Origin of the sequence: Plantibacter sp. MCCC 1A11337 (assembly GCF_013349365.1) — a bacterium.
GTDB lineage: Bacteria > Actinomycetota > Actinomycetes > Actinomycetales > Microbacteriaceae > Plantibacter > Plantibacter flavus_A.
On sequence record NZ_JABJWX010000001.1, the window covers coordinates 1565186 to 1577532 of the forward strand.

General features: G+C 69.6%; 10 protein-coding genes. 6 read left to right on the forward strand and 4 right to left on the reverse strand.

Annotated features, from left to right (window positions below):
• Positions 1-67: 67 nt before the first annotated feature.
• Complete coding sequence (gene acs, locus HOW07_RS07225) at positions 68-2164, forward strand: acetate--CoA ligase (protein ID WP_175116458.1); 2097 nt, start codon at positions 68-70, stop codon at positions 2162-2164.
• A gap of 80 nt (positions 2165-2244) precedes the next feature.
• Complete coding sequence (locus HOW07_RS07230) at positions 2245-2826, forward strand: nitroreductase family protein (protein WP_064295515.1); 582 nt, start codon at positions 2245-2247, stop codon at positions 2824-2826.
• A gap of 618 nt (positions 2827-3444) precedes the next feature.
• Here the strand turns inward: HOW07_RS07230 and HOW07_RS07235 are convergent.
• From HOW07_RS07235 to HOW07_RS07250, 4 genes are all read right to left on the reverse strand, one after another.
• Positions 3445-4098, reverse strand: coding sequence for a DUF1345 domain-containing protein (locus HOW07_RS07235; RefSeq protein ID WP_371743599.1), 654 nt, complete (start codon positions 4096-4098; stop codon positions 3445-3447).
• A gap of 60 nt (positions 4099-4158) precedes the next feature.
• Complete coding sequence (locus tag HOW07_RS07240) at positions 4159-4578, reverse strand: hypothetical protein (protein ID WP_175116459.1); 420 nt, start codon at positions 4576-4578, stop codon at positions 4159-4161.
• A gap of 87 nt (positions 4579-4665) precedes the next feature.
• Entirely contained in the window at positions 4666-5643 is a 978-nt protein-coding gene (locus HOW07_RS07245; RefSeq protein WP_175116460.1) for a PrsW family glutamic-type intramembrane protease, read from the reverse strand.
• Between the two features lie 224 nt (positions 5644-5867).
• On the reverse strand, positions 5868-8030 hold the full coding sequence (locus HOW07_RS07250) for an ATP-dependent Clp protease ATP-binding subunit (protein ID WP_175116461.1): 2163 nt from the start codon (positions 8028-8030) through the stop codon (positions 5868-5870).
• Positions 8031-8152: 122 nt separating this feature from the next.
• Between HOW07_RS07250 and HOW07_RS07255 the strand changes: the two genes are divergently transcribed.
• Genes HOW07_RS07255 through HOW07_RS07270 form a run of 4 tightly spaced genes read left to right on the forward strand, consistent with a single transcriptional unit; the run spans position 8153 to position 12023 of the window.
• The gene (locus tag HOW07_RS07255) at positions 8153-9103 is read left to right on the forward strand and encodes a siderophore-interacting protein (RefSeq protein WP_079001297.1); all 951 of its coding nucleotides are present in this window, start codon (positions 8153-8155) and stop codon (positions 9101-9103) included.
• A gap of 4 nt (positions 9104-9107) precedes the next feature.
• On the forward strand, positions 9108-10178 hold the full coding sequence (locus HOW07_RS07260; RefSeq protein WP_371743600.1) for an iron chelate uptake ABC transporter family permease subunit: 1071 nt from the start codon (positions 9108-9110) through the stop codon (positions 10176-10178).
• Positions 10175-11218 (forward strand): iron chelate uptake ABC transporter family permease subunit, encoded by a 1044-nt coding sequence (locus HOW07_RS07265; protein ID WP_175116462.1) that lies wholly within the window; start codon positions 10175-10177, stop codon positions 11216-11218. Before HOW07_RS07260 ends, HOW07_RS07265 begins: the two co-directional genes overlap by 4 nt.
• A gap of 1 nt (position 11219) precedes the next feature.
• Entirely contained in the window at positions 11220-12023 is an 804-nt protein-coding gene (locus tag HOW07_RS07270) for an ABC transporter ATP-binding protein (protein WP_175116463.1), read from the forward strand.
• The last annotated feature ends 324 nt before the right edge of the window (positions 12024-12347 follow it).

Below are 12347 nucleotides of genomic sequence, written 5' to 3' on the forward strand. Positions count from 1 at the left end.
CTCCGGACCGTGACGCCGCATGACCCGCGGATGGCACCGGCACCGGACTCCCGCGTAGCGTTGCAGCATGCCTCCCACTGATGGATCGACGTCCGCGGCGCCCGCCGCCACCATCGCGAACCTCCTCGCCGAGACCCGCAGCTACGCACCGCCGACCGACCTCGCCCGGACGGCGAACGTCGGCCCGGAGGAGTGGGCCCGCGCGGCCGCCGACCCCGTGGCGTTCTGGGAGGAGCAGGCCCGACGCCTCGACTGGGTCACTCCGTGGGACACGGCGCACACGTGGGACCCGGCCCGACCGGTCGACGGGTCCGACCCGACGGACCCCGAGCCCGAGCTCACGGTCCCCGCCGCCACCTGGTTCGCCGGGGGAACGCTCAACGTGGCGGTCAACTGCGTCGACCGCCACGTCGATGCCGGACGAGGCGACAAGGTCGCCCTCCACTTCGAGGGCGAGCCGGGCGACCGCCGCTCCATCACCTACGCCGAGTTGCAGCGCGAGGTCGCGAAGGCCGCCAACGCCCTGACGGCACTCGGCATCGGGCAGGGCGACCGCGTCGTCATCTACCTGCCGGTCATCCCCGAGACGGTCATCGCCACCCTCGCCGTCGCGCGCATCGGCGCCATCCACTCCCTCGTGTTCGGTGGGTTCTCCGCCGAGGCGCTGCGCTTCCGGGTGGAGGACACCGAGGCGAAGCTGCTCATCACCACCGACGGCCAGTACCGCCGGGGTACCGCTGTGCCCGTCAAGCAGAACGCCGACGCCGCCGTCGACGGTGTGCCGTCCATCGAGCACGTGCTCGTCGTCGCACGCACGGGCGACGAGACGCCGAACGTGCCTTGGACCCCCGGTCGCGACGTCTGGTGGCACGACACCGTGGGTGTCGCCGCCGACACCCACGAGGCCGAGGCGTTCGATGCGGAGAACCCGCTCTTCATCATCTACACGAGCGGCACCACCGGGAAGCCCAAGGGACTCGTCCACACCTCGGGTGGCTATCTCACACAGGCGTCCTGGACCCACTGGGCGATCTTCGACGCCAAGGAGGACGACGTCCACTGGTGCACCGCCGATCTCGCCTGGGTCACCGCACACACCTATGAGATCTACGGTCCGCTCTCGAACGGGCTCACCCAGGTGATCTACGAGGGCACGCCGAACACTCCGCACCAGGCACGGCACTTCGAGATCATCGAGCGCTACGGCGTGACGACGTACTACACGGCACCCACGCTCATCCGGACCCTCATGACGTGGTTCCCCGAGGGGCCGCCCGCCGAGTACGACCTCTCGACCCTCCGGCTCCTCGGCACCGTCGGTGAGGCGATCAACCCCGAGGCCTGGATGTGGTTCCGCGAGCGCATCGGGCGCGGCGAGACCCCGGTCGTCGACACCTGGTGGCAGTCGGAGACGGGGTCGGCCGTCATCGCACCGCTCCCCGGCGCGACCACGATCAAGCCGGGTTCCGGCAGTCGCGCACTCCCCGGCCTGGAGGCGTTGGTCGTCGACGAGGACGGCGAGACGGTACCGTACGGATCCGGCGGGTACCTGGTCGTCAGCCGCTTCGGGCCCTCGCTCGCACGCACGGTCTGGGGCAACCCGGAGCGCTACCGCGACTCGTACTGGGCGAAGTACTGGAGGCAGGGCTACTTCTTCTCCGGCGACGGCGCGAAGTGGGACGAGGACGGCGACATCTGGGTCCTCGGGCGCGTCGACGACGTCATCAACGTCTCGGGCCACCGCCTGTCGACCATCGAGATCGAATCGGCCCTCGTGTCGCATCCCCACGTGGGCGAGGCCGGCGTCGTCGGCGTGCACGACCCGATCACGGGGAGCGCGATCGCCGCGTTCGTCATCCCGTGCTCGCGGACCCACGGGCCCGAGGCCGACGGCGAGGCGTACTGGTTGGATCGCTCTGCGGCACTCCGCGAGGCACTGCGCTCCCACGTGGCGAACGAGATCGGCCCGATCGCGAAGCCTCGCGACGTCTTCGTGGTCCCAGACCTGCCGAAGACCCGCTCGGGGAAGATCATGCGGCGTCTGCTCGGCGACATCGTCGACCAGCGGCCCCTCGGCGACACGACGTCGCTGCAGGACGAAGCGGCCCCGCACCGGATCGCCGAGATCGTCACTGCTGCACGGACCCCTCGAACCCGGGAATAGCGCCTCGATCGATGCAGTTGCATCCATCGTCAATGGCGACGCAGCCTCTGTCCACTTCCCTTGTTCCGCTTGGAGACCGCATGTCCATCGTCACCCGTACCGCCCAGACCGACGCCCCCATCCTCGACGTCCTCGCCGACCGGTGGAGCCCCCGCTCCTTCGTGAGCGAGCCCGTCGCCGCCGCGAAGATGGCCTCGGCCCTGGAAGCCGCGCGTTGGTCGCCGAGCGCCAACAACGTGCAGCCCTGGCGGTTCATCGTCGGCACCAAGGGGACCGCCACGTTCGACGCGATCGCTGAGCAGCTGGTGGCGTTCAACCGAGGGTGGGCCGCTCAGGCGGGCGCGCTCATCGTCGCCGTCGCCGAGACGGTCGACGACGAGGGGAACGAGCGTCCCTGGGCCATCTACGACCTCGGCCAGGCGATGGCGCACTTGAGCGTCCAGGCCCACAGCGACGGCCTCTTCGCACACCAGATGGCCGGTTTCTCCGCCGACGGCATCCGCGAGGCGTTCTCGCTGCCGGACGGCCTCCTTCCGTTCACCGTCACCGCGCTCGGCGAGCTCGGCGACCCGGAACTCCTGCCCGAGGGCATGCTCCGCGACCGCGAGACCGCTCCGCGCGAGCGTCGTCCGCTCGCCGACCTCGTGATCGTCCAGGAGTAGTCCGCTCGGTTCCTGCACCATCACGCTGCGCAGTCCGGTCCGCCGGGCTGCGCAGTCGTGGTTCGCGGGGCTCATCCGTCATCGCTCGAGGTAGGCCGGTGACGACGCAGTCCAACAGCCGACACGATGAACAACGCAGTCAAGGCTGCTCCCACGCATGATCGCAAGATGAGTTCTCCAGTCGCGCCCCAGTGGGCCCCGTAGACGATCATGCTGACTGTCGCGAGACCGGCGAGCAGGGCAGCGAGAGCGCTCATCGAAGGTCGTTCCGTCAGACGCCACCAATCGCGCGACGTATCCGGCTCCGTTGCACCGCGTGACTGGCGTGCTATAGCCCATACGCCGACCCCTTGAAACACCGCGACCACGGAGCCGCCGTCCGCCGTTCCAAACTGAACTGGCGCAGCCAGGAGACCAACGACGAGGCACACTCGTACCAACCGCGAGCGTATCCTCTCATGCTCAATCCGATTCCACATATGAAATATGTAAGTATATCTTGATCAGCGTCCGACAACTCGATCGGTCAAGGACAGGTGACGGTCGAGGAGACCGCCCCCGTCCGCTCAACGCAGGCGGACATCCAACCGCCTGTCGAAGGGCGTGTCCGACACGCCGTTACAGCCCCGCGACGAGGTTGATGACGGTCGCGAGGATCACGGAGCCGAAGAGGTACGACAGCAGGGTGTGTTTGAGCACCGTGCGGCGCAGCTCACTGGACCGCAGCGTCGTATCGGAGACCTGGTACGTCATGCCGAGGTCGAACGAGAGGTAGGCGAAGTCGCTGTACTGGGGCGCCTCCTCCTGGTTGAAGTCGATGCCGCCCTCCGGAGCAGCGAAGTACATGCGTGCGTACCTGAGGGTGTAGATCGTGTGGATGAGCGCCCACGACATGGCGACGCTCAGCACCGAGAACCCCGCCAGCAGGCCCTGTTCGATGCCGGTCGACGCCCGCGCCTGCAGGATCACGACGCTGAGGGCGACGAGGCTCCCGACGCTCGCCAGCACGATGAGGACCTCGCTCGTCGTCCGTCCAGGTTCCTCCGAGGTCGCATGCTCGCGCGTGCGTGCCGGGTCCATCCGCCAGATACGCGCCCAGAGCGAGACGATGAAGACGACGCACGTGGCTCCCCAGCCGGCCAGGATCGCCCCCGCCCAGAACCAGGTCAGGCCAGTGACCACCCCGACGCCCAAGCCGATGACGGCGGACAGGATCAGGCGGAGTTTCGCGCCGTGCCGCAGGGCGATCGGTCCGGACGTCGATGAGCTCACGAGCTGATCGTGGCACCGTCCGCGGAGTGCGTGACGCAGACTCGCGGCCGACGCCGCACCTCACACCGCTTCGACGAACAACTCCTCCAACTCGGCGAAGACGCCGACGGCGAGGCGCTCGAACTGCTCGGCGCTCAGCCGGATCGTCTCGCCCGGGACGAGGCCGGTGAACGACGCCCCTTCGGCGTACTGCAACACGGTCCCCACCGTGAACACCCGGTCGTGGTGGAGGATCGACGCGACGATGAGTTCGAGCTCGTTGAGGGCCCCGGGACCTTTCCCGAGCACCGAGCGCACCCGGTGGACGAACGGCCGGTCGAGCACGAGGGTGAGACCGGTGAAGAACTCGGGGTCGACCACGGCCAACGCTGCGGGGTCCGCCCCGGCCTCGGCCAGCGTCTCGCGTCCGGCGACCAGCGCGGCGATCATCGTCTTCGCCTGGTCGACCTCTCGCTGTTCGAAGGTCTTGCGTCCCAGCATGGGTGTCTCCTCGGCGTCGCGGATCGGGTGCGCTTCACGCTACTCCCCGGCATGCCCGGATCGCAGCAGACCTCGCGCGTCCGGTGGTCAGGCCCGCTTCCGCTCGCGACGCGGGACGTGGAGCGACACGACGCCGGCGTCGCGGTTGATGCGACGGGCCTGCGCCCGCCAGATGAGCGCGAAGGCGACGACGAGCACGATCATGGCCGGGACGACGAGCACCTTGAGCACCGGCATGGCCGGGAACAGCAGCCCCCAGAGCACGGTGTTACCGTCCCACAGGCCGTGCATGACCGCGACGAGCAGGTAGGTCAGGAGCACCCCCACGGTGATCCGGAACCGTCCGTTGCGTGCAGCGGCGAACACCGCGGCGGCGAGCAGCGCCGTCCACAGTGGGTGGCCGACCGGGTCGAAGATCGTCCGGGCGAACGCGGCTCCGGCCGCCTGGAACGCCGGGTGCGTGAGGATGGTCTCGAGGGGTGGTGAGCCGGCGGCGAGCTTCTGCGATGCTTCGACGCCGGCCGCCCATCCCTGTCCGATGTACCAGAGGTTCTCGAGGACGGCGAAGCCGATGCCGACGGCACCGCCGACGAAGAGCCCACCGCGGGCGGTCTTCACCGGCAACCGCCATGCCACGATCACGACGGCGATGATCTTCGCCAGTTCCTCGGCGACCCCGGCGAAGAAGAGCCCGATGTCGTGCGGGTTCTCGCCGGCATCGGTCGCGGCGACGCCGATGAGGGAGTCGAAGGTGCTGCCGAGCGTGATGGCGATGAAGCCTCCGACCAGCACCGCCCAGAGGAGCGTCGCCGTCGTGACGCCGTCGCCCGACTGGAGACGTCGAGCCATGATGAGCAGCAGGGTGGACGCGGCCAGCCCTGAGCCGAGCAGGATCCACGCGGGGACCACCGCCGGGTTGCCGAGGAGCACGTGCGGCACCAGCAGCAGGAACAGCCAGAGCGCCAGGCCGCCGAAGAAGAACCAGGCGGGGGCGTGTGCGTGACGCCAGAGGGGCGCGGCGGTGCCGCTGGTCTCGGGCGTCGTGATCGGGGCTGCGTGCGACATCGTGTCCTCTCAGGGCGCGCCGACCGGGCCCACCGCGAGGATCACGCTAGTGCGCGGCATCCGTCGGGCACCAGGGGTTTCCTCCCCCACTCGGGGGTCAATGCCAGCGCGGTGCTGTCGCGCGAGCGCAGGGCAGACGCGCGAGCGCACCCCTCCGGAGGGGCGCGCTCACGTCGATAGGCTGCGCTCGGGTCAGCGCACCGCGCTGGCCGCAAGCAGCCGGGCTAGGCCGGGACCACCGCTCGCTCGACCGTGAGGCCGTCGCCGTCGCTCGCGAGCCCGACGTGGACGGTGTCGCCGTCGCGGATCGAGCCGTCGAGGATCGCCCGCGCGAGGCGGTCGTCGATCTCCCGCTGCATGAGTCGACGCAGCGGACGCGCGCCGTACATGGGGTCGTATCCGCGCTCCGCGAGCCACGCACGCGCATCGGGCGTGACCGCGAGGTGCAGCCGACGCTCGCCCAGTCGACGCTGCAGGCGATCGATGTAGAGCTCGACGATCTGGCCGAGCTCCGCTTCGCTGAGCGGCTGGAACACGACGATGTCGTCGAGACGGTTGATGAACTCCGGTTTGAAGGCCTGGCGCACGAGCTGCTGGACGGCCTCCTCCTTCTGCTCGAGCGAGAGCGATGCGTCCATCAGGTACTGCGAGCCGAGGTTGGACGTCAGCACGAGGATGACGTTCCGGAAGTCGACGGTGCGCCCCTGTCCGTCCGTCAATCGGCCGTCGTCGAGCACCTGGAGGAGGATGTCGAACACCTCGGGGTGCGCCTTCTCGACCTCGTCGAGCAGCACGACGGAGTACGGGCGTCGACGGACGGCCTCGGTGAGCTGCCCTCCCTGCTCGTAGCCGACGTACCCCGGAGGTGCACCGACGAGCCGGGAGACCGAGTGCTTCTCGCCGTATTCGGACATGTCGATGCGGACCATGGCCTTCTCGTCGTCGAAGAGGAACTCGGCGAGCGCCTTCGCCAGCTCGGTCTTGCCGACGCCGGTGGGGCCGAGGAACATGAAGGAGCCGGTCGGGCGGTCGGGATCGGAGATGCCGGCCCGGGTGCGCCGGACGGCGTCGGACACGGCGGCGACCGCACGGTGCTGCCCGATGAGTCGGCGGGACAGCTCCTGCTCGAGGTGCAGCAGTTTCTCCGTTTCGCCCTGCAACAGGCGACCCACGGGGATGCCGGTCCACGCGGCGATGACGGCGGCGATGTCCTCGGCGGTCACCTGGTCGTTGACCATCCGGGGTTCGCCGTCGGTGTCCTGCTCGGCCGACTCCGCGAGCGCGAGTTCGCGTTCGAGCTGCGGGATGTCGGCGTAGAGCAGCTTGGACGCCTGTTCGAGCTTGCCCTCGCGCTGGGCGCGTTCGGCCTTGCTCCGGGCGGCGTCGAGCTGCTTCTTGAGGTCGCCGACCCGGTTGAGGCTCGCGCGCTCGCGCTCCCAGCGCGCCTGCAGTTCGCCGAGCGCGGCCTGGCGGGTCGCGAGGTCCTCCCGAAGGCGGGCGAGGCGCTCCTTCGAGGCGTCGTCCTTCTCCTTCTTGAGGGCGAGCTCCTCGAGCTTCAAACGGTCGACGCTGCGTCGGAGCTCGTCGATCTCGACGGGGGCCGAGTCGATCTCCATGCGCAACCGGCTGGCAGCCTCGTCGATGAGGTCGATCGCCTTGTCGGGCAGCTGCCGCGACGTGATGTAGCGGTTGGACAGGGCTGCCGCCGCGACGAGCGCGTTGTCGGCGATGGCCACCTTGTGGTGCGCCTCGTACCGCTCCTTGAGGCCGCGGAGGATGGCCACCGTGTCCTCGACGCTCGGCTCCGCCACGAACACCTGCTGGAAGCGACGCTCCATGGCGGCGTCCTTCTCGATGAACTCGCGGTACTCGTCGAGCGTGGTCGCGCCGATCAGCCGCAGCTCGCCGCGGGCGAGCATGGGCTTCAGCATGTTGGCCGCCGCGACGGACCCCTCGCCGCCGCCGGCACCCATGAGGACGTGGAGCTCGTCGATGAAGGTGATGATCTGTCCGTCGGACTCGTCGATCTCCTTGAGTACGGCCTTGAGGCGTTCCTCGAACTGCCCGCGGTACATGGCGCCGGCCACGAGCGCGGAGAGGTCGAGGGAGATGAGCTGCTTGCCCTTGAGGCTCTCGGCGACGTCGCCCGCGACGATGCGCTGGGCGAGGCCTTCGACGACGGCGGTCTTACCGACGCCGGGCTCGCCGATGAGGACGGGGTTGTTCTTGGTGCGCCGCGTGAGGACCTGGCTCACGCGGCGGATCTCGGCGTCGCGGCCGATGACCGGATCGAGCTTGCCGGAGGCGGCGATCTCGGTCAGGTTGACGCCGTACTGCTCGAGCGCGCTGCGCTGATCCTCTTGCTGAGGCGTCTGGCCTGCTGGCATGGGTAGGATCTCCTGTTCAAAACTTGAGTGAATCTGACTCAAGTTTACCACCGCCACTCCCCGCCGACAAGGTGCGATCGGCGGGTGACCTTCAGCGCATCGAAGGGTAGGCTTACCTATCGATGCCTCGCCTCAGTGAACAGACCCCCGACTCGATCTTCATCCTCCTCGCAGCCGTCGTCCGGCGCATCGAGCAGGTGAGCCCGAGCTATCGGCGCTTCACGTTCACGGGCCCCGAGGTCCAGCACATCGCGGACAACCGCCACGATCAGCGCATCAAGCTGCTCTTCCCGCTGCCCGACACCGGTTTCGACGAGCTGCCGATGCACGACGACTGGTACCAGGCCTGGCGGCTGCTGCCCAACGACAAGCGTCACCCGATGCGCACGTACACGATCCGCGAGGTCCGGCCGGAGCTCGCCGAGTTCGACGTCGACATCGCCCTGCACGGCCGCGTCGGCCCCGCGTCCACCTGGGCGATGGACGCGAAGGTCGGCGACGAGCTCGTCGTCAACGTCCCGAACGCCCGGTCGGCCGTCCCGGCCGGCGGCATCGACTGGCATGCGCCGGCCACCGTCGACCAGGTGCTCCTCGCCGGCGACGAGACGGCCCTGCCCGGGATCGCCGGGATCCTCGAGCGCCTGCCGAGCACCGCGCGCGGGATCGCCGTCGTCGAGCTGCCGCACGAGGACGACATCGCCGCCCTGTCCACGAAGCCCGACGGGATCGAGGTCGTCGTCCTCCCGCGCGGCGACCAGCCCGTGGGCACCCTGCTCATCCCCGAGGTCGAGCGCATCGCGAGCCGCCTCGCGCCGAGCGTCGACACCGCCACGATCGCCACGCAGCCGGCACTCGAGGACGTCGACGTCGACACCGAGCTGCTCTGGGAAGCACCGGTCAACGCGACCGGAGGCCCCGTCCTCGAGAGCGCACCGCTCTATGCGTGGCTCGCCGGAGAGGCGTCGGCCATCAAGACGCTCCGCCGACACCTCGTCTCCGGGTGCGGCGTCGACCGCAAGTCGGTCGCGTTCATGGGCTACTGGCGACACGGCAAGGCCGAAGACAACCGATGAGCCGGTGAGCGCCGACCTCGACAGCCTGCGGCTCCCGACCGCGGCCGCCCGCGCACGAGAGACGTCGACCGGCATCGCCCGATCGACCGCCTCACGCTGGCTCCTCCTCGTCGCAGCGCTCGTCGTGCTCGCCGCCATCGCCGTCGGCAGCCTCTTCATCGGCTCGGGGACCATCAGTGCCGCAGATGTGTGGCGCGCCCTCACGCAGGGCGGCGACGACACCAACGCGATCCTCGTCACCGGGTTCCGGGTGCCGCGCATGCTCCTGGCCATCGGCGTCGGAGCGGCGCTCGGTCTCGCCGGAGCGATGATGCAGGCCGTCACGCGGAACCCGCTCGCCGACCCCGGCATCCTCGGCGTCAACGCCGGCGCGTACATCGCGGTCGTGCTCGCCGTCGCCATCGCCGGCACCGCCGACCTGAGCTCGTACGTGTGGTGGTCCTTCGCCGGCGCGGGCCTCGCCTCCGTCATCGTGTACGTGATCGGCTCCCGGGGCCGCGCCGGGGCAACCCCGGTCCGCCTCGTGCTCGCCGGCGTCGCGCTCTCCGCAGCGCTGCAGGGGGTGACTTTCGCCATCACGATCCGCAACCCCGACATCTTCGACAAGATCCGCTTCTGGCAGGCTGGATCACTGCAAAACCGCCAGATGGACGTGTTCCTCGGGGTGTTGCCGTTCCTCATCGTCGGAGTCGTCCTCGCGCTCGTCGTCTCGCGGTCACTCAACGCCGTCGCCCTCGGAGACGACCTCGCGACCTCGCTCGGCACGAAGGTGCTCCGGACGCGGGTGCTCTCGGTCGTCGCGATCACCCTGTTGTGCGGTTCGGCCACCGCGGCGGCCGGACCGATCGCCTTCCTCGGACTCATGTCGCCCTACCTCGCCCGCGCCATCGTCGGACCGGACCAGCGCTGGGTACTCCCGTTCACGATGGTGTTCGCGCCGATCATCTTCCTGCTGTCCGACCTCGTCGGGCGGATCGCCGTCCCCGGCGAGATGCCGGTCGGGATCGTCACGGCGTTCGTGGGTGCCCCGCTCCTCATCGTGCTCATCCGCCGTTCGAAGGCGCAGGGGCTGTGACCGCGGTCGCCGAGCCGGGTCGGCGCACCGTGCGGGTCGGTCGGGTCAGCTGGGTGGTCCACCGGCGCGAGCTGGTCGTCGTCGGCACCCTGGTCGCCGTCGTCGTCGGGGTCGGCGCCTTCGCGCTCACCCAGGGCGAGTACCGCATCCCGCTCGACAAGCTGCTCGCCGCGTTCACCGGCACGGGCTCGGAGAGCGTTCTCCGCATCGTCTGGGAGTGGCGCCTGCCGCGGGTCGTGATCGCCGTCGTCGGCGGGATCGCGCTCGGGCTCTCCGGTGCGATCTTCCAGTCGATCACCCGGAACCCGCTCGGCAGTCCCGACATCATCGGCTTCAACTCCGGCGCGTTCACCGGCGCGCTCATCGTCACCCTCGTCGTCGGCGGGAACTATGCGGCCACGGTGTCCGGTGCGTTGATCGGCGGGCTCGCGACGGCGCTCGTCGTCTATCTCCTCGCGTGGTCTAAGGGCGTCCAGGGCTTCCGGCTCATCGTGATCGGCATCGCGATCAGCGCCGTCCTCAACGCGTTCAACGACTACCTGCAGCTGCGGGCGGACCTCAACGCCGCCATCGCGGCCGCGAGCTGGGGCATGGGTTCGCTCGCCGACCTCGGGTGGCAGGACGTCGTGCCCATGACGATCGCCGTCGCGGTCCTCGTCCCCCTCCTCGCGCTCATGTCCCGCCGACTCGGCATGCTGGCGTTCGGCGACGACATCGCGAGCGCCCTCGGCATCCCGGTCGAGCGCACGCGGCTGCTGCTGCTCGTGATCGGCGTCGCGCTCACCGCGACCGTCACCGCGGTCGCCGGCCCGATCATCTTCGTCGCCCTCGCCGCACCCCAACTCGCCCGGCGACTGACGAAGTCCGCCGGCATCACCCTCGTCCCCTCGGCCGCCATGGGCGCGGCGTTGCTCCTCGTGAGTGACGTCGTGGCTCAGCGGATCATCGCCCCGGCCGCCCTGCCGGTCGGTGCGGTGACCGTGACCCTCGGTGGCATCTACCTCATCGCCCTGCTCATCACGCAGGCGGGAAAGCGCTGACATGAAGACCGACAGCCCCACCACCAGACTCGCCGGGACAGGCCTCCGCGTCGGCTACGACCAGCGGACCATCATCCACGAGCTGGACATCGCGATCCCCGACGACTCGTTCACGGTCATCGTCGGGCCGAACGCCTGTGGCAAATCGACGCTCCTGCGTGCCCTCGCCCGGCTGCTGAAGCCGACCCAGGGGCACGTCGTGCTCGACGGTCAGGAGATCACGCGCTACCCGTCGAAGGAGGTCGCGAAACGCATCGGGCTGCTGCCGCAGTCGTCGATCGCGCCCGACGGCATCTCGGTGATCGATCTCGTGTCGCGCGGACGGTACCCGCACCAGTCGATCCTCCGACGCTGGTCGGCGGCCGATGAAGCGGCGGTGCTCGCGGCGATGGAGGCGACGAACGTCACCGAGCTGTCCGGTCGCCTCGTCGACGAACTGTCCGGCGGCCAGCGCCAGCGGGTGTGGGTGGCGATGGCCCTCGCTCAGGAGACGCCGTTGCTGCTGCTCGACGAGCCGACGACCTTCCTCGACATCACGCATCAGGTGGAGCTGCTCGACCTCTTCACGCGGCTCAACCAGGAGGGTGGCCGCACCCTCGTCGCGGTCCTGCACGATCTCAACCAGGCCGCCCGGTACGCGACGCACCTGATCGCGATGCGCGACGGACACGTGGTCGCGCAGGGTGCGCCGGCGGACATCGTGACGGCCGAGCTCGTCGAGGAGGTCTTCGGGCTCCGCTGCCGGATCATCGACGACCCCGAGTCGCACACGCCGCTCGTCATCCCGCTGATGGGCGCGCACTGACCCGTGGTGGTGGCGTGCGTCAGCGCGGTGCGCTGGCGCGAGCGCGGGTTTGTTGGCGTGGGCGCGCCCCGGTGACGTGAGCGCGGGTCTCCGGAGGGGTGCGCTCACGCCGGTGGGGCGCGCTCACCGTGGTGGGCGGGTGCCGGTGTCAGCAGCCGATGGCGGGTGTGCCGGGTCGGCAGGGCTTGTCGACGCCGACGGTCGAGTTGCGGACGATCTGGACCGTGTGGGGTTCTTCGGTCGGGATCGGCAGGGTCCCGATGACGGGGAGCCACCCGCTGTCGCCGATGCGGTACTCGGCGGCGTACTCGACGTCCACGGTGA

Coding starts and splice junctions, on each gene's coding strand:
- acs (WP_175116458.1), top strand. CDS start 68: ATGCCTCCCACTGATGGATCGACGTCCGCGGCGCCCGCCGCCACCATC.
- HOW07_RS07230 (WP_064295515.1), top strand. CDS start 2,245: ATGTCCATCGTCACCCGTACCGCCCAGACCGACGCCCCCATCCTCGAC.
- HOW07_RS07240 (WP_175116459.1), bottom strand. CDS start 4,578: ATGCTGGGACGCAAGACCTTCGAACAGCGAGAGGTCGACCAGGCGAAG.
- HOW07_RS07245 (WP_175116460.1), bottom strand. CDS start 5,643: ATGTCGCACGCAGCCCCGATCACGACGCCCGAGACCAGCGGCACCGCC.
- HOW07_RS07250 (WP_175116461.1), bottom strand. CDS start 8,030: ATGCCAGCAGGCCAGACGCCTCAGCAAGAGGATCAGCGCAGCGCGCTC.
- HOW07_RS07255 (WP_079001297.1), top strand. CDS start 8,153: ATGCCTCGCCTCAGTGAACAGACCCCCGACTCGATCTTCATCCTCCTC.
- HOW07_RS07270 (WP_175116463.1), top strand. CDS start 11,220: ATGAAGACCGACAGCCCCACCACCAGACTCGCCGGGACAGGCCTCCGC.